Annotated in this window: 9 protein-coding genes; 5 read left to right on the top strand and 4 right to left on the bottom strand. The window is 36.0% G+C overall.

The features are described from left to right. Positions 1-2 precede the first annotated feature (2 nt). Entirely contained in the window at positions 3-2,297 is a 2,295-nt protein-coding gene (locus tag PXD56_RS02050) for a PAS domain-containing sensor histidine kinase (protein WP_276491694.1), read from the bottom strand. Positions 2,298-2,573: 276 nt separating this feature from the next. Here PXD56_RS02050 and PXD56_RS02045 point away from each other — a divergent pair, with 276 nt between their 5' ends. From PXD56_RS02045 to PXD56_RS02025, 5 genes are all read left to right on the top strand, one after another. Beyond that, entirely contained in the window at positions 2,574-5,423 is a 2,850-nt protein-coding gene (locus tag PXD56_RS02045; RefSeq protein ID WP_276491693.1) for a TonB-dependent receptor, read from the top strand. 11 nt (positions 5,424-5,434) lie between these two features. Beyond that, positions 5,435-6,727 (top strand): DUF4249 domain-containing protein, encoded by a 1,293-nt coding sequence (locus tag PXD56_RS02040; RefSeq protein ID WP_276491692.1) that lies wholly within the window; start codon positions 5,435-5,437, stop codon positions 6,725-6,727. After that, positions 6,724-8,022 carry a DUF4249 domain-containing protein gene (locus PXD56_RS02035; RefSeq protein WP_276491691.1) on the top strand — a complete coding sequence of 433 codons (1,299 nt, stop codon included), beginning with the start codon at positions 6,724-6,726 and terminating at the stop codon, positions 8,020-8,022. The genes PXD56_RS02040 and PXD56_RS02035 overlap by 4 nt, the downstream gene beginning before the upstream one ends. Before the next feature lie 81 nt (positions 8,023-8,103). Then, on the top strand, positions 8,104-9,342 hold the full coding sequence (locus tag PXD56_RS02030) for a DUF4249 domain-containing protein (RefSeq protein ID WP_276491690.1): 1,239 nt from the start codon (positions 8,104-8,106) through the stop codon (positions 9,340-9,342). 9 nt (positions 9,343-9,351) lie between these two features. Further along, positions 9,352-11,130 (top strand): hypothetical protein, encoded by a 1,779-nt coding sequence (locus PXD56_RS02025; protein ID WP_276491689.1) that lies wholly within the window; start codon positions 9,352-9,354, stop codon positions 11,128-11,130. 3 nt (positions 11,131-11,133) lie between these two features. Here the strand turns inward: PXD56_RS02025 and PXD56_RS02020 are convergent, their stop codons facing one another. From PXD56_RS02020 to PXD56_RS02010, 3 genes are read right to left on the bottom strand one after another with little or no spacing between them, the layout of a single operon-like run. Continuing rightward, entirely contained in the window at positions 11,134-13,047 is a 1,914-nt protein-coding gene (locus PXD56_RS02020; protein ID WP_276491688.1) for an OmpA family protein, read from the bottom strand. A 12-nt stretch (positions 13,048-13,059) separates the two neighbouring features. After that, on the bottom strand, positions 13,060-14,010 hold the full coding sequence (locus PXD56_RS02015; protein WP_276491687.1) for a PorP/SprF family type IX secretion system membrane protein: 951 nt from the start codon (positions 14,008-14,010) through the stop codon (positions 13,060-13,062). A gap of 3 nt (positions 14,011-14,013) precedes the next feature. Then, positions 14,014-20,310: a T9SS type B sorting domain-containing protein gene (locus tag PXD56_RS02010; protein WP_276491686.1), complete on the bottom strand. Its 6,297-nt coding sequence runs from the start codon at positions 20,308-20,310 to the stop codon at positions 14,014-14,016. Between the last annotated feature and the right edge of the window lie 74 nt (positions 20,311-20,384).

The following is a 20,384-nucleotide window of genomic DNA, read 5'->3' as shown; positions in this document are numbered from 1 at the left end:
ACTTAAAAATTAATTATAAACGTTGTACCGACATTCACCTCACTAGCGGCTGTAATAGTACCGCCCATGGCTTCAATTTGCGTTTTTGTCAGAAACAAACCGACACCCTTTGCATCTGGGTGTCTGTGAAAAATTTTATTGAGTCCAAAAAGCTTATGTCCATGCTTTTTTAGATCAATACCAAGACCATTATCCTGAAATTTTAGATTAATCTTTCCATTTATAATTTCGGAAGTAATATTTATTTCGGGGCTTCTATTTTCTGATCTATACTTAATTGCATTTCCGATCAAATTTAGAAAAATACTTTCAAGATAGATTGAATTATAATCAATATTTGAAACCCTAGAAAAGTCACCAGTTACAGTTGCCCCACTTTTTAAGATTTCTCCGCTTAATATCTCTGTAGTGTTTTCAAATGCGTTGTTAAAATCACATTTTTCAAGATTCTCATTAGCATCACCCACCTTTGTCTTTAAAGCCTCAATAAGCGTATTCAAGGTAGAAGATAAGTGATCTATGACATTGCTGAATTTATCAAAAATATCTGCGCGTTCTTCTTCATCATCAGAATAACTATAAATTTCCAATAAAGAGTTAAGATTGGCTACAGGTGCTCTCAAATTATGTGAAGTAATATGTGTAAAATCTGCCAACTGCTGATTTTGAGACGAAAGCTTTTGTGCAAAAATCTCTAATTCTTCTTTTGCAGCTATTAACTTCTCTTCCGCTATTTTAGCTTCTGTTATGTCTTGACATGCTCCAATTACTTCTACAATTTCGCCTTTAGCATTGGTAATGACTTCACCAATTATTTTTAATGTTTTAACTGTTCCGTCCTTTAATTGAATGCGATGAACAAGACCTTTCTTTTCTCTATCCGCTATAAATTTTTCTATATGTTTAAGAACTTGGTCTTTATCCTCTGGGTGAACAAAATCTAAATATGTGTCATATTCTAATTCAACACTACCCTCTTCAATATCAAAAATGCCATATAGGTTTGAAGACCAAACAACAGTGTTCTTTGCCAATTTCCATTGCCAATTTCCCATCTTGGTAATTTGTTCTGCATGATTTAAAAGATTATTTTTTCTTTTTAATTCATCCTTGACTTCTTTAATCTTAGAAATATCAGTAGCAACTGCAATGAATCCTTCATTTTCACCCTGATTATTATTAACAGCCGTTATCGTTGATAATACAGGGAATGTTGACCCATTTTTTCTTCTATAGATCCATTGTCTAGTATCATTGATATTTTCATTTCTATAGTTAAAACTTTTATCCGAAATATCATTGCTAAACTGGGAAATCATATCAGTTCTAAATTGCTCTAATTCATCTTTGAGCAAATAAATTTCAGGCTTATGTTTGCCGATCAATTCTTCAGATGTATACCCCAAAAGTTGTTCCGCTCCACTATTAAATCGATTTATTACTCCATTTTTATCAGTAGTTACTACGGCAATAGATTTAGAATTAAAAATAGCCTCTAGTTCCGTATGCGCTTTAAAAAGCTTTTTTTCAGATTGCTTAATAGAAGTAAGATCCTGAATTATACCAAACAATCTTGAAGCAACACCTTCAATGTATTCAATTTTACCTATTACCTTAACAAACCTTACCTCTCCTTTTCCATTTTTTATTTCATATTCTATATCAACAGGAATTCCTTTTTCCATGAGATTTACGATTGCTGCTTCCACCAATTTTTTACTCTCATTATTTGTACAAAAATCTAGATTACTACTTATGTTAGGTATATAATCTTCAGACACGCCATAAATTTCATAAATCAATTTACTCCAAATAATTTCATTGGTAAATAGATTCATTTCCCAAATACCTATTCTTGCTATTTCGCTGGTGTCTTCTAAAATAGAGTCTACGCGATCTTTTTGTAATTCTTTTTCTTTTTTTTCGGTTATATCGCCAGTATGCATAAGCAAACCACCTATTTCACCTTGTTGATTATACCATGGACGAACATCCCAATAAATCCATTGTACAGAACCGTCTTTACGATAAAAAGGAGCTTCATCACAAACATCAATGGCGCCATTTAAGCACTCTCGATTTTTAACTTTCCAATCATCACCTATTTCAGGAAAGACATCGTAATGAGATTTTCCGACAATATCTTGACCCTCTAATTTAAAATCTTTTAACCATCTTTTGGAAACAGCTAAGTAGACCATATTAGTATCTAACATGGCAATTGCCGTAGGAGTTTGTTCTATAAAAATTTGATGATGCCTTTCTTGAAGCATGTTGTTGGTATATAACTGATCCAATTTAGAATTTTTAACAAGAATTTCTGTTAAAAATAGTAATAAAATACTGATATGAAGTAAAATGGATTAATGATATCTTTTTTCAAAAAACAAAAAACTCTTTGTTTTATTTAAGGTCTAACATTCAAATAATAAACCAATTAGCCCCAAAAAACTAAATTCATAAAATAATAGTTTCTAATTACACATAATTCAAAATTACATTACGATTTTTTTATATATCACATTTTTAGTTGTTCTACTTTTTTATATCTTGTAAGAATCCAACCACTCAAAATGACTAAACAACTTAATGACAAATGTTTATTTACAACATTTATTAAATCAAATTGGTTTTTAAGACCTATTCAATTTCTTAAAAAGAGCCTTGCTATCTTAATACTCATTTCTGTTTTTAACTATAGTTTTTCTCAAAAAACAGATAGTATAAGTGGTCAGTATTCATCAGCACCTATAGAGGTAGTCATATCAGACATTGAAAAACAGACAAATTACCAATTCTTCTTTCTAGAACCTTGGACAGAAGGTATTACCATTTCAACTAAATTTGAAAATGATAACCTAAACAATGTTTTAGATTCAATTCTTGCAGACACTTCGTTAAATTATTACATTTTAGAAACTCAAAAACGTATAATTCTTTTAGAGAACACCATAGTTTATGACCAACTACCTAATGGCTTTTTTGGTTACGATGCCATTACTGAAAACAATAGTCATTCACAAACAAAAACAAAGGCACCTCAACCTACATTTTATACAACCAATAGCAAAACTGCTCGTAATTATAACGTTGCCAAGGTTGGTAAAAGTGACCCAAGTAATTTACAAGAGACCTATAGACTTCAAGGAAGGGCAATCAATTCAAAAACAGGAGAAGCTATTCAAGATTTAGCAATACGTGTAAAAGGGTCTAATCAAATTACGGTTACAGACGCTAATGGTAATTACAGTTTACAATTACCTGCAGGTTATAATGAACTTAGTTTACGAGCAATGGGTATTGCCACTACAGATCGTGAAGTTATCATGTTCAACAATGGTAATTTAGATTTATTAATGGAAGAGGGTTTACAGCAATTAGATGAAGTAATTGTAGAAGCAGATGCATTTAAAAATGTCGAAGAAGCAATTACGGGAAGTGAACAAATAGATTCTGAAGAATCTAAAAATATTCCTTTAGTATTAGGTGAAAGAGATATTCTTTCAGTTGCCAAAGCATTACCAGGTATTTCATCTGCCGGAGAAGGCGCTATGGGTTTAAATGTACGTGGTGGCAAAACAGACCAAAACCTAGTGTTGTTAGACGATGCCGTTATATACAACCCACAACACTTTTTCGGAATCTTTCAAGCATTAAATCCATTTACGACAAAAGGTGTGGACATTTATAAAGGAGCTATACCAGTTGAATTTGGCGGAAGAATATCCTCAGTTTTTGACATCAGAACAAAAAATGGAAATGTAGAAAAATTCTCAGGTGAGGGTTCTATTGGTCCCGTTACCGGAAATTTGGCATTGGAAATTCCGCTAGAAAAAGAAAAATCTTCACTTGTTGTTGGTGGTAGAGGTGCTTATGCAGATTGGATTCTACGTTCTTTAGATGATGAATCATTAAGCAATAGCAACGCCTCTTTCTTTGACGGTATCGTTAAATATCACAATAAAATAAATGATAAAAATGAAGTAAAAGCAACAGCTTACTACAGTAGAGATGCCTTTAGTATTACATCAGATTCTTTATACAATTATGACAACCGCCTTTTCTCTTTGCGCTGGGATCACAGAATGAGTGATAAAACCAGTAGCGCCTTGATTGTTGATAATAGTAATTATGGATTTGGAATTGATTTTGATGGCGAATCAAATACCGATTTTAATTTAGATTACAGCATCAACGAAACTGAGTTAAAATATAAGCTTGGGACAGTTCTAAACGATAAAAACAAGCTAGATTATGGTGCTTCTGCCAAGTATTACTCTGTTAATCCAGGAAGTATTGAACCAGATGGTAGCGAATCTGATATAAGTGAACTTTTGATTGATAAGGAGCAAGCGGTTGAAGCTGCTCTTTTTATTGGAGACGAAATAACCGTTAGTGATAAACTATCTTTCAATTTAGGGGTGAGATATGCATTTTTTGCCGCTTTAGGTGAAGCTACCCAAAGAACCTACGAAGAAGGTATGCCAAAAAATGAATCTACCGTTCAAGATACCATAGCGTATTCAAGTGGTGAAAATATAAAAACCTATGGCGGTCCAGAAGCTAGAGTTTCAGCTAGGTATTTGTTCACTCCTGATTTTTCTGTTAAAGCAAGTCTCAATAATTCTTACCAATTTTTACATACGCTTTCTAACAACACCACGGTTTCTCCCATAGATACGTGGAAACTATCCGACTTAAATATTGAAGCTCAAAAGGGCTACCAAGCTTCTTTAGGTTTTTATAAAAACTTTAAAGAAAATGAGTACGAATTAAGTATTGAAGGCTATTACAAGAAAATGGAAAATGTACTCGATTTTAAAACTGGTGCCAACCTGTTCTTAAATGAAAATGTAGAAACACAGATATTACAGGGTGATGGTAAGGCGTACGGAGTAGAATTTCTGCTAAAAAAGAAAAGCGGTGATTTTAACGGATGGCTTAGTTACACCTACTCTAGATCATTGTACCGTTTTGATAGCGAATTTAGTGAGGAGCGTATTAATAATGGAGAATTTTTTCCTTCCAATTTTGATAAGCCCCATGATGTAAGTGTCATTACAAATTACCGATTTACAAAACGATATAGTATATCCGCAAACTTTGTATACCAAACGGGTAGACCAATTACCTACCCTGTAGGTACATTTAGATTCAACAATGCAGATTTTGTTGCTTTTAGTGACAGAAATGAATTCAGAATTCCAGATTTCTACAGATTAGATTTAGGTCTCAATATTGAAGGAAACCACAAGAAGAACAAACTGGCACATAGTTTTGTTACTATATCGGTTTACAACGTATTAGGCAGAAACAATCCTTATTCAGTGTTCTTTGTTACAGATAATGGTGAGGTTAAGGCATTACAGAGTTCAATTTTCTCTATTCCAATACCCTCTATCACCTATAATTTTAAGTTTTAAAATCACTTAAAATGAAAAAAGAACTAAAATGGGTTTTTATAATTTTTACATCACTACAAATAAGTGGATGTGTTGAAGAATTTGTACCTGAAAACATCACAGAAGTTTTAGATGGAGCATTAGTTGTCGATGCCAGAATAACAGATGAAAATAAACAGCAAACCATTCTATTGACAAGAACTTTCTCATTTGATGAAATTGAACCAACTCCAGAAATTGGAGCACAAGTGAGTATACTAGATGATTTGGGAGGGGCTATAGATTTCATTGAAAACGAGCCAGGAAATTACAGTACAATAACAGCTATCAATTTAGAACAGGGTAGAGCATATACCTTACAGATTACAACCACTGACAATGTTATTTATCATTCAAACAAAACCACTTTACCATCTAATATTGAATTAAAAGAACTTAAGACGCAACGTAAATTCAATAATTCTGAAAATGACGGAATTTCAATTACGGTGAGCAATTCAAATAATTCTTCTTCTGCCAATTATTTTAGATATGAATATGAAGAGACTTATAAAATAATTCCGCCTGACTATAATCCGTTTAATTGGGATGAAGTTGATTATGATTTCTTCTGTGAAGATGATGATGGTTGGGAAGTTACGGTAGCCGCAAGAAATGAACCAGCCGACATTTGCTTTGGCACAAATAAATCTAACAGTCTAATAATTACATCAACCAGTAATTTAACTACAAATGATTTAGAGAATTTTGAAGTTAGATTTATAGGTAGTGATAATTATGCCATATCTCATCGGTACAGTATTTTAGTAAAACAGTATCATCATGACATCAATGCAGCAGCTTTCTTTAATTCATTAAAAGATTTTTCAAGCTCAGAAAGTATATTTAGCAATGTACAGACCGGTATGTTAGCATCAAATGTAAGCGCTAAAAATTCAGAAGATGCAATTGTATTCGGTTACTTTGAACTAAGCTCTTATAGTGAAAAAAGAATATTTTTCAACTATGAAGATTTTTACCCTAATGAGCCATTGCCTCCTTATATAATTTCTTGTGATGTTATTCGTGAACCTGCACTTTATCCTGACGGCTTTCACTCAACTGTAATTGACGGAAAAGTTATAGTGGACCGCGGATCAAATTCACCTCTAATAGAGGGAATCATAGCTGGTCAAATAGCATATATTGGCGATAATGAAAACTTTTTTGAACCTGATGATAATGGAGAACTATCTCGTGCTCCATTTTTAGTAAAACCATCAGGCTGTGTAGATTGCAGAACATTTGGCGATAATATAACACCTGAATTTTGGATCGAAAAATGAAAAATAAACTTTTTATAATATTGACTTTATTCGCATTCATCAGTTGCCTTGAGGAGGTTGACCTTGGTATAGCGTCAGATGAAAACGTGCTAAAAACTTTAATTGTTGAGGCCACACTGACCAATGAAATAAAAAACCATAGGGTAACCTTAAGTAGAATGGATACATTGGTTGACCTAGGTATTGATTCTATCTACAACCCATATACACCTATACGTGATATTAATAGAGATTTGGTGCGCTATGAATCTAACGCCACAGTTACCATAGAAAATGATAATGGCACTACCTATTCGTTCAGCGAAGCTAGCCCGGGCATATATGAATCGGATATTAAATTTGCTGCAGAAATGGGTAATACATATCAATTAAATATTATTACATCAGACGGAAAAAGATACTCCTCGACCAACATGCAAATTGAAGGTTTAGCAGCTATCTCTAATCTTTACGCAGAAAAAACGACAAGTGAATCTGGAGCACAAGGTATAGGCATATTCGTAGATAACGCCGATGAGTCTGGTAACGTACAAAATTTACGCTATACCTATGATGAAACCTATAAAATTATTGCCCCAAATTGGTCGCCTGAAGCTTTTAAGCTCACTAATTACGAGCCATGTGCGTTACCATTGGTCACCTATGACCTAGAAATTATAGAAAGGGAAGAAGAGCAGCAAGTTTGTTATGGCAACAACCTTTCTAATACTATTATACAGGCACAACAAGGTAGTTTAAGTGATAACGTTAAAAAGTTCATGGTACGCTTTATTGACCAAGATAACTTTATTATAAGCCATAGATATAGTATTGAAGTAGAACAATTGGTTTCAAGCACGGCATCTTTTAGTTTCTACGACCAATTGAATAACTTCAGCCAAACCGGAAGCATCTTTTCTCAAGTTCAGCCAGGATTTTTACAAGGAAATCTTTCAGCAAATGATGGCAATCAGAATGGTATAATTGGTTTTTTTGATGTGGTTTCCGTTTCAAGAAGCAGGTTGTTTTTCAATTATACAGACTTTTATCCTAACGAAGAATTACCTCCATACCCTTTTAATTGTAGGGAATTGACCGCACCAGAATCTCATGTGTCTTTTTGTTTTAGTGGACCAAGAGGACCTAATCCATGTCCACAATCGGTCATACAACAGATAGATCTAGATTTAATAAGCTATGTAAAGCCTAATGTTAATGATGTTGACTGTGGCGGTCCACATATATTTGTACCAAAGGTTTGCGGTGATTGTACGGCTCTAGGCAGTAATATTGAACCAGATTTTTGGACAGAATAATAATTATAAATGTTTAAAAATAGTTTTACACATTATCGCAAATTAACGCTTTTAGTTGTTCTAACTTTTTGCGCCTCCTGCGTGGAAGAAATTGAAATAGCAACGCTAAATGAAAATGAAGCAGAAGCTGCATTAGTAGTAGAAGCTGTATTCACCAACGAAGTTATTACTCAAAAAGTCTATTTAAGCAGAAGTGAAGTTCGTTTAGACTTAGAAACCGATACTATTTACAACCCATATTTACCATTAGGGAGTAGACCTGTAGATAGCATTAACATGGAAACCGGCGCTATAGTGTCCTTACTTAATGAAAATGGAGAAGTATATTCATTCACTGAAAATCAAGATGGTATTTATCTATCCAATACTCCATTCGCATTAGAAATGGGCACCAACTATACTTTAGATATCAATACAAATAATGGCACAGGCTATATATCTGACCCCATAATTGTATTAGGTACTTCTGCGATAACTAATTTATATGCCGAAAAAGCTGAAAATGATAACGGAGAAGAAGGTATAGCCATATATGCAGACAGTGAATCCTTATCAGGTAATGCAGAATATTTTAAATATACCTATGATGAAACCTACAAAATTGTTGCGCCCTACTGGCAAAATTTCGAGTTTGAACTAACAGATTACGATGGTATTGATGATACCGTAGATTATAATTTAGAAGTGGTAGAAAAAACAGTTGAAGACCGCATCTGCTACAATACCGTTTCTTCCAACACTATAGATTTACTCAGCACGGCAGGCATTACCCAAGACAATGTTTCTAAACATAATGTACGGTTTATTACGAAAGATAATTTCATAATCGCACAACGGTATAGCATTTTAGTACAGCAGCAAGTACAATCTGCAAACGCACATTCTTTTTATGAGACCCTACAGGCATTTTCTCAATCGGACAATGTATTTTCTCAAGTACAGCCAGGAGCCATTTACGCAAACGTACATCGTAAAGATGGTAGCGTTGAAAATGTGTATGGTTATGTAGAAGCCGTTGGGGTTACAGAACAGCGTATATTTTTGAATTACGAAGATTTCTTTCCGGAAGAAACTCCACCATACGCCTTTAATTGTGGATTTGAGACTGCTAAATTGTTTAATGGCATCATGGACCCCTGTCCTCAAGGATTACTGGAAAGAATTGATTTAGGAACGGTAACGTACTATTCCGATTATGTAGAAAACCTGGTACCCGATGCAAACCCTATTTGCGTTGGTCCATTTATTTTTGTGCCTACAATATGTGGAGATTGTACTCTGTTAGGCAGTAATATAAAACCTGATTTTTGGGTAGACTAAATAGCACTTATGAAGACAACACAAATACTTACCACAATAATCATTTTAATTATCAATCTTGGTCACGCCCAATATGTAATCAAAGATGGTTCTGAACTTTTAAATTTAAAAAAAGTGCCCCAAGAGAAGGCATATGTGGATCATAACGGACCATTGGTGCTTTCTGGCGAATACTTGTATTATTCAATTCACTGTTTTAACGCACAAACCAATAACCCCACTAAAATAAGTACAATTGGGTATGTAGCACTCGTAAATGAAGCAAAGGACTTTGTTTTTGAACATAAAGTAAAGTTGAGCAAAGGGCATGGTTATGGAGATTTCTTTGTGTCTACAGATATACCATCGGGCAGGTACAAGCTTTTAGGTTATACCCAATGGATGAAAAACGCAGGTCTATCTCAAGTTTTTAAAGATGATATTGTAATCATCAACCCGTATTTGGTAGACCAATCTACCCTTCTAAAAAATAATGCCGATGTGTTATCGTCTATTTCATCTCAGGCTATTTCGGTATCAGATTCATCAACAATTACAATTAGAACTAACCAATCTACATATCAACCTCGAGAGAAAGTAAACCTGAACATCAAAAATTACAAAGGAACTTTAGGTCATGGTTTTTACAGTATCAAAGTAAAAAGAAAGGAAGAAATAGACTTACCTTCTTCCCTCAATTCCGTAACCTACGGTAATGCATATTTCAATGCAGATAAAGAAATTAAAAAGACCATTGGTGATAGCATCTTTTTACCAGAACAGCGTGGAGAACTTGTTTATGGAACAGTAAAAAATAGTGAGACAGGATTACCCGCCGAGAACCTTCCCGTTGTTATTTCTATTCCTGGGAAAGAATCATTATTGAAGTTTTCTAAAACCGACCAAAATGGAAATTTCTATTCTTACATACGCAAAGACCGTAAAAACCCTATGGCGGTAATACAGGTTGAAGACCAAAGCAAAATGTATACTATAGAAAAAGGAACACCTGGTGCTATTGATTTAACTGATTTATCTTTTTCTAACTTTACATTATCAAAAGAACATGCAGAATATCTTACCAATAGAAGTGTATTAAATCAGATCGAAAACCAATTTTTTAGTACTAAACCAGATTCAATTTTACAGAGTAATACCATAGATATTTTTAACGGCGGTATTCCAGAAGTTATTATTCTAGATGAATATACAAGATTTCCTACCCTTGAAGAGACGTTGGTAGAAGTGGTGAAGTTTTCGGGATTTAGAAAAGCGAATACTAGTGACGCATATATTAGAATTGGACAAGATTTTAAGTCTTATGACGAAGAATACAACGACTTCCCCGCTATAGTTTTAATTGATGGAGTATTTATACCACATCATGAAGCTATAAGAGCATTTGACGCCCGTAAAATTGAAAAAATTAGTTTGACTAGAGATCAATTTCGTTTAGGACAGAAAGAGTATCAAGGTATTATTTCTATTGAAACCTTTGACGCCGATTTTTTAGACACCTATACTGCTAAAAACAGTCTAATAGTACCATTTACCCAACCTGTAGCCAAAAAGAACTACTTTATACAAACCTATCAAACAGAAGACACTTCGTTTAATAGAATACCAGATTACAGAAGAATGTTATACTGGAACCCACTTTTAAATATTGAAGCTAGCGATTATCAATTTGATTTTTTCACTTCAGATATAGAAGGAACCTACGAGATAATTTTAAACGGATTTACTTCTTACGGTAAACCGATGCATGTAGTGAAAGAAATAGAAGTAGTAGCAAAGAATATTAACTAAGACTTACTCAATCAATATAAACTCTGAACGTCTGTTTAATTGATGATCACGATCAGAACAAATGACTCCGTTTGCGCATTTATTGATTAGTGCGGTTTCTCCGTAGCCTTTTCCTGTTATTCTACTTTCATCTATTCCTGCAGAAATAATGTAAGCTACTGTCCTTTTTGCTCTTCGATCAGAGAGCCAAAGGTTGTAACCATCCTCTTCCCTACTATCTGTATGCGATCCTATTTCTACTTTTACCTCTGGTCTTTTAATCATGTAAGCCACCACCTTATCTAAATTCTCAAAGGCATCATCACGTAGGTATGAACTGTTCAAATCAAAATAGATAGGCGCCAGTTTCAAAACCTTTACCAAATCTGCTCCAATTACAGCAACCTTACTACTCTCCTCCAATACCACTCGTGCATTTTTAATATTCTTTTCATCGGGAGTGGTAAACATGAAAATAGAGCCTTCTTCATAACCGTCAAGATTAGCAACAATTGAATATTGACTTTCTTGACAAGGAATTTCTATACTATAGTTACCCTCGGCATCTGTTATTGCCTCGCCTATATTACCCCCTGAGGTATTCTTGCCGTTCACCGTAACAAATGGCAAAGGCTGCTCCGTGTCCTTATCTACCACGGTACCGGTAATAGTCACCATACAGTCTATCGTTTTCAGCGCATAAATATCATCATTACCAACACCTCCGCTTCGGTTAGAAGCGAAAAAACCTGAATTGGTTTCTTCATCGAATATCATTGAAAAGTCATCATTTGGGCTATTGATCGGGTTACCCAAATTCTTTACCGCTCCTTCATTTTTTAAATCGATTGAAAACATATCCAACCCTCCTAAACCTGGGTGTCCGTTAGATGCAAAATACAGCACGCCAGATGCTGATATAAACGGAAAAGTCTCTTTACTTTCGGTATTTACCTTAGACCCCAAATTCTCTGGTGTTCCAAAACTACCATCCGGCTGAATAGCTACCATAAAAATATCTGATGCACCTAATGTACCTGGCATGTCCGAAGAAAAATAGAGTTTTGTTCCCTCGTTATTTAATGTAGGATGCGCTACGGAATACAAGTCGCTATTAAATGGTAAATCTTCGATAGCTCCCCATTTTCCATCTGTAAACCTACTTCTGTAAATTTTTAACCTACTAATACCATTCTTATCTCTATTGAAAGAACCCTTTTTATAATTATTTCGCGTAAAATACATGGTATTCCCATCTTTTGAAAAAGTAGTCGAAGATTCATTTGCGACAGATTTTAACTCTTCAGAAAATGCAGTTGCCGTACTATACTGTCCTTTCTCTGGACGTGTTGTTTTATAAAGATTTAAGTACGGAGTAGAACTACGATCAGTAGTTTCTAAATCCCTACCAGTGGAGAAAACTAAAAATTCTTTGTAGAATGATGGTGCAAAATCTGATTCTTTAGAATTTACGGAAGCTAAGTTTTCAATAGTATATTCATTTGATGCAGTCATTAATTCATCAAAATAACCTTCATCTTTATTGTAGTTCTGAGCACGCACATCATTCTTTTTAGCCTTCTTGAATTTTTTCATCCAAATCTCAGAATCTTTATAATTTTTAATCGATTTTAAAGATTGTGCATATCTGTACATATAGTCTGGTTCTGTAGTTGAACTATTCAGTTCTAACAGCTTTGCATACCAATAACTAGCTTCATCATATTTTGCCCTTAAATAAGCTTCATTACCAAGGTTTTTACAAATATCTTCATCAGACATTCCTTTTTTACTCAACTCTTCATACGTTGAACCATAGCCCATGTAGGCATAATGTTCAAAATTATCGGCTACAGCTTTTTTGTTCCCTTTTTGTGCAGAACACAGTGCAGAAATAAAAAGAAGTATTACAAAAACCGTAGACGATTTAAAGTTCATTGCTATTTATATTTAAAAGAATCTAGGGGTTAAATCAATTTTATCTTTCTTCAAAAACTCATACCTAAGAAATACTTCGAAAGATCCATTATTATATTTCGTGCCACCCAATTCAGAGATGTCACTATCATAGGCAAGTCCAAGCATAAATTCAGGAGTCATTTGAAATCCGAACAAAGCACTTAAAGCAGCATCCCATCTGTAAGCAGCACCCATTGAAAACTTATCGTTCAATAAAAAATTTGCTGAAACGTCTGCCTGTAACGGTGCGCCAGATGTTGCTTTTAATAAGAATGCCGGTTTAAATTTTAATGATGGCGACATGTCAAAAACATAACCAGAAATCAAGTACCAAGTAACCCTATCTACTGAGACCAAGCTCTCGTTGCCATCAGAACTATCAAAATGCTCCGTTTGCAAGAAGTTGGGTATAGATAAACCAGTGTAAAATTTATCATTGTGATAATAAATTCCAGCTCCAAAATTGGGCGTAAATTTCTTATAAAGATCTGTATCGGTTATGGCTACACCACCTGCACTATAATTTCGAAGGTTATTAAAATCTAGATTCAATAGGTGTCCGCCAGCTTTTAAACCGAACGATAATTTATCATTTTCAGAAGTATCTAAAGTATACGAGAATGCAGCATCTATGTATGTATTCTGATTGGTATTATTCCCAATCTCATCATGTACTATTGACAAACCTAATCCCACCTTATTTGATGTTGGCCCATGAACACTTAAAGTTTGTGTATTTGGAGCTCCATCTCTACCCACCCATTGTGATCTGTGCAATGCAGAAATACTTAAGGCATCACGTGAGCCAGCATAAGCAGGGTTTACTGAAAAAGTATTGTACATGTATTGAGTATACTGCGCATCTTGCTGAGCAAGCACAAAAAACTGACCACCTATTGTCAAGGTGAAAACCAAAAAGAATATGTTGAATATCTTCTTCATCTTCTATTGAATTACATATAGATAACCAGTTAATATTTTTTCCACTCCATTTGCCGTATAATAGATATCATAATAATAGGTGCCAGCAGGTAATTTCTCATTCTGATTGATGGTAATTCTACCCTCTGACACTCCTTTAAATGCTCGAGTTTCATTTTCATAGCCTTCAATTTCCCAAACTAAAACTCCGTATCTATTATAAATTTTTACCGAGTTTTCAGGAAACCTTTCAATATTTATAATCTTAAAACCACTGTTCATTATATCCCCAGGTTTCACCAAATCTAGTTCAACATAAATATCGCATTTACTACCAGATGGCGGAGTTCCTCCTAAAGAATCACATGCATCTAAAGGGTCAGTACTATCGGCAATCTCTTGTCCGTCCATGATTCCGTCACCATCCGTATCTGGATTATTAGGATCTGTACCAATTCTTATTTCTTCTTCATCTGGTAATCCGTCATTATCAGTATCATTATCAACAGGCTCGCTATCTAAGATTATAGTAACTTCTCCTTGACCTTGGTTTCCTGCTATATCTTCAGCGGTGATAAATAAAACTAATTCTGGTTCTATAATAGGGAATGAAGCATTCTCTGGCTGATCCGTTTCTGTTCGTATTTCCCAAATACCATTAATGTCCGTATTAATTACATATTCTAAAATAATTCCTGTATCGCCAACCTCAACAGTAATGTTCAATATCTCATTTGGACTCCCCAAACCAAGCAAAATTGGAAACGTATCCATAGTTTCAAAACTATCTACCAATGGCGGTTCAATATCAACGATATAAGTATGTTGATCAGAAGCTGAACCTGTGTTTCCTTCAATAGTTAGCGTAGTTACCGAAGCAATAATAGTACTATCAACATCTGCTACTAGGTCTGTGCCAGGTACCGATATTTCAAAAAGACCATTTTCATTCACAGGACCGGTGTAATCATTAGCATCTATGATTAGAGTAACAATGTCTCCCGTTATAAAATCCCCCGAAACTGTTCCTGTTATAAGAACCGGATTCTGAGCTTCGGTTTCATTAACAATATTATCTGCTGTAACATCATCTATGGTGATAATAGGTAATACTATAATGGTTTCTTTACAATCTATTATTCCGTTGCCATCAGCATCAGTTTGATTAAATTCTACAGTAACAATACTAGTGTCATTTGTAGCACATGGTGCAATCCCCGAAACTGTATAAGAGAACGTGTCATTACCATTATCAGCCCAAGTTCCGCCAGCATCAGGAGAACCTGATAGTTGTGCAAAAAGGTCTGCATTGGTAATAGTATCTCCTTCGCATATATTCAACGTTCCGTCGATTCCTGCATTTGGTTGTGCTTGCTCGGTTACGGTTACAATACTTTCATCGTCAGTTGTACATGGTGCAGTTGCAGTAACTGTGTAAATATGAGTGCCATCATTATTGTCTACCCAAGTTCCTCCAGTATCTGGAGAACCGGTCAGTTGTGCGAACAAATCATCATTATCAAATGTATCTCCTGCACAGATATTCAATGTTCCGTCAATACCTGCATTTGGCTGTGCTTGCTCGGTTACCGTTACGATACTTTCGTCATCTATTGTACATGGTGCTATTGCTGCTACTGTGTACGTATGAGTTCCGTCGTTATTATCTACCCAAGTTCCACCCGTATCCGGATTTCCTGTTAATTGTGCAAACAAATCATTATTATTAAATGTAGCTCCTTGACAGTTATTCAAAGTTCCATCAATTCCTGCATTTGGTTGTGCTTGCTCGGTTACTGTTACAATACTTTCATCATCTGTAGTACATGGTGTAGTTGCAGTAACTGTGTACGTGTGAGTTCCATCGTTATTGTCTACCCAAGTTCCACCATTATCTGGATTTCCTGTTAACTGTGCAAATAGGTCTACGTTAGTAAATGTATCCCCTTGACAGATATTCAATGTTCCGTCGGTTCCTGCATTTGGTTGTGTTTGTTCGTTTACCGTTACAATACTTTCATCATCTATTGTACATGGTGCTATTGCAGCAACTGTGTACGTGTGAGTTCCATCACCATTATCGACCCATGTTCCACCCGTATCTGGATTTCCTGTCAACTGTGCGAACAGGTCATCGTTATCAAATGTATCTCCTGAGCAAATATTCAACGTTCCATCGACTCCTGCATTCGGTTGCGCTTGCTCGGTTACGGTTACAATACTTTCATCGTTAATTGTACATGGTGCTATTGCAGCAACTGTGTACGTGTGAGTTCCATCGTTATTGTCTACCCAAGTTCCGCCCGTATCTGGATTTCCTGTCAACTGTGCGAACAGGTCATCGTTATCAAATGTATCTCCTGAGCAAATATTCAAGGTTCCATCAACACCGGCATTTGGCTGTGTTTGTTCGGTTACCGTTACAATGCTTTCATCATCTATTGTACATGGTGCTATTGCAGCAACTGTGTACGTGTGAGTTCCATCGCCATTATCAACCCATGTTCCGCCCGTATCTGGATTTCCCGTTAATTGGGCAAATAAATCATTATTATCAAATGTATCTCCTTCACAGATATTCAAAGTCCCGTCTATTCCCGCATTGGGTTGAGCTTGCTCGGTTACGGTTACGACACTTTCATCGTCAGTTGTACATGGTGAAGTTGCTGCCACCGTATATGTATGTGTTCCATCACCATTATCGACCCAAATCCCACCTGTATCTGGATTGCCTGTTAATTGGGCGAAGAGATCATCATTATCAAAACTATCACCAACACAAATATTCAATGTTCCATCAAATCCTGCATTTGGCTGTGCTTGTTCGGTTACCGTTATTATACTTTCATCGTCCGTTGTACAAGGCGTTATTGCTGCTACAGTATAAGTGTGAGTTCCATCGCCATTATCAGCCCATGTTCCACCCGTATCTGGATTGCCTGTCAACTGTGCGAATAAGTCTGAATTTGTGAATGTAGCTCCTTGACAGATATTCAACGTTCCATCAACTCCCGCATTTGGCTGTGCTTGTTGGGTTACCGTTACTATACTTTCGTCATCTATTGTACATGGTGCAATTGCGGCTACTGTGTACGTATGAGTTCCATCACCATTGTCTGACCAAGTTCCGCCCGTATCTGGATTTCCTGTCAACTGTGCGAATAAGTCTGCATTTGTGAAAGTAGCTCCTTGACAGATATTCAAAGTTCCGTCGATTCCTGCATTTGGTTGCGCTTGTTGGGTTACTGTTACGATACTTTCATCGTCAGTTGTACATGGTGAAGTTGCAGCTACCGTGTATGTATGAGTTCCATCGTTATTGTCTAGCCATGTTCCACCAGAATCTGGATTTCCTGTCAACTGTGCGAATAAGTCTGAATTTGTGAATGTAGCTCCTTCGCAAATATTCAATGTACCATCAATTCCTGCATTTGGTTGGGCTTGCTCGGTTACCGTTACAATACTTTCATCGTCTGTTGTACATGGTGCAGTTCCAGTAACTGTGTACGTGTGAGTTCCATCGTTATTGTCTACCCAAGTTCCGCCCGTATCTGGAGAACCTGTTAATTGGGCAAAAAGGTCTGCATTTGTGAATGTAGCTCCTTCGCATATATTTAATATCCCGTCGATTCCAGCGTTGGGTTGCGCTTGTTCTGTTACAGTTACTATACTTTCGTCATCTATTGTACATGGTGCTATTGCAGCAACTGTGTACGTATGCGTTCCATCGCCATTATCTGTCCATGTTCCACCCGTATCTGGATTGCCGGTCAACTGTGCGAACAGGTCATCGTTATCAAAAGTATCTCCTGAACAAATATTTAATATTCCATCAATTCCTGCATTTGGTTGTGCTTGTTCGGTTACCGTTACGATACTTTCATCATCCGTTGTACATGGTGCTATTGCTGCTACGGTATAAGTGTGCGTTCCATCGTTATTGTCAACCCATGTTCCACCTGTATCAGGAGAACCGGTTAACTGGGCGAATAAGTCTGCATTGGTGAATGTATCTCCTTGACAGATATTCAACGTTCCATCAATTCCCGCATTGGGTTGCGCTTGTTGTGTTACCGTTACGATACTTTCATCGTCTGCTGTACATGGTGCTATTGCAGCAACTGTGTACGTGTGAGTTCCATCTCCATTATCAACCCAAGTTCCGCCCGTATCTGGAGAACCGGTCAATTGCGAGAACAAATCATCATTATCAAATGTATCTCCTGAGCAAATATTCAAGGTTCCATCAACACCGGCATTTGGTTGCGCTTGTTCGGTTACCGTTACGATACTTTCATCGTCAATTGTACATGGTGCTATTGCAGCAACTGTGTACGTGTGAGTTCCATCACCATTATCGACCCATGTTCCACCTGTATCTGGATTTCCCGTTAATTGGGCAAATAAATCATCGTTATCAAATGTATCTCCAGAGCAAATATTCAATGTGCCATCAATTCCTGCATTGGGTTGCGCTTGTTGTGTTACCGTTACGATACTTTCATCGTCTGTTGCACAAGGTGCTATTGCTGCTACGGTATACGTATGTATGCCATTGCCATTATCTACCCATGTTCCGCCTGTATCAGGAGAACCGGTTAGTTGCGCAAAGAGGTCTCCGTTTGTGAATGTATCTCCTTGACAGATATTCAAGGTTCCGTCGATACCTGCATTTGGTTGCGCTTGTTCGGTTACCGTTACGATACTTTCATCGTCAATTGTACATGGTGCTATTGCAGCAACTGTGTACGTGTGAGTTCCATCACCATTATCGACCCATGTTCCACCTGTATCTGGATTTCCGGTCAATTGAGCGAACAAATCATCGTTATCAAATGTATCTCCGGCACAGATATTCAATGTACCGTCGACACCTGCATTAGGACATGCATACACCGTAATTGTAACAGTTGCATGTCGTGTATAACCTTTAGAATCTGTTATTCCGTAGATAAAAGAATCAGTCCCCGTATAATCAGTACCAGGTGTATAAGTAAAGTAATCATCAACCGGGTTTGTAGCTGTACTATTGTTATTCAATGATACACTACCGTTCGTTGGCGTACTTACAATAAATATACTACTAGAGTTAGGACCATTTCCCCCAAAATCATCATTGTTAGTTGCTAAAATATCAATTGAATTATTCTTTTCTACTGCTTCGGTATCATCTAAGGGAATAGGAAAAAAACTATCTGTAGTATCGTTAAGTAAATTACCATCTGTGTCATCTCCATTATCAGAAAGATCATCTGTATCACCCGGACCGTATGGACTATCTGCCACTACACTTACCTGATTTATTACTCCGCCTTCTGCAATCTCATTTGCAGTTAAAATATGGCTTGCAGAATAAGTAGCCACTTCACCAGCTAACAGCGTACCTTCTGAAGAACTCATTGTTGCAGATAAGAAAGATGGAGCACTACTTAATGCAATTGTATTTCCGCTAGCATCTTTGAACGTATCTGTTAAAGTAACATTGGTAACTTTCACGTTTCCTGTGTTCTCTACTTCAATAGTATAATCTACAGCATCACCCATTACAACAGGAGCGCTAAAATTATTTACAACTGTCTTTGTTACTTCTATTTCTGGTTCAGCTATAATTAGATTGGATATTACAAACTCAACATCTTCTTGAAAAAGTGAGAGTAATCCCGAAACAGAAACATCCATATTAATAGCGTTAACGGCTTCATCCATTTTCATAGTACCGCCACCAGTACCGTCAAATGAATTATCTCCACACTCACCGCCGTTAAAACTTAAAAGAGCATCAGCGTCTATCTTAAATTCTGTATTTGTAGACACAAAAATATCGCCATTCTTACCAATATTTGTCCATGTACCATTTGTAGAAGTGAAAACTCCGGTATTTGTTCCACTGATGATACTTAAAGGCAGAAGACCATAAGTACCAACTTTATCAACATTTAAATTTGGATTAGTAATAAATACCTCATCTCCAGTTACCGCATCAAAGAAGTGAAATGCTAAGGTCCCCGTAAATAATGGATTAATAGAAATACCTAAAGATGTTTCCCCAAAAACTACGGGAGTAGGATTACCGTAAGTGTTGTTAGAAATACAACCCATAGTTTCATTTCCTGTAATAGAAACCCCGCCGGTAATTCTACATTCAACCCTAACTAGACCATCTGAACTAATAGTTTCCCAAGTAGATGATGCCGGTTTTTGTACCCAAGAGGTTGTATTCTGAGAATACAATGAAGTATGAAAAAGACTAATTATGAAAAAGAAAAAAATCCTTTTCCAAATAGAATTTAGAATAGTATGTAGTGAAATTGGTTTGGCCATTTGCTAAAAAAAATCCATTAATACTATTTTAGTTTCAATGGATATACATGCTTACGTTAAATAAAGGTAACAGG

This window comes from Maribacter zhoushanensis (assembly GCF_029350975.1).
GTDB classification, from domain to species: Bacteria; Bacteroidota; Bacteroidia; order Flavobacteriales; family Flavobacteriaceae; genus Maribacter; species Maribacter zhoushanensis.
This window is presented reverse-complemented; position numbering and strand designations above follow the sequence as displayed.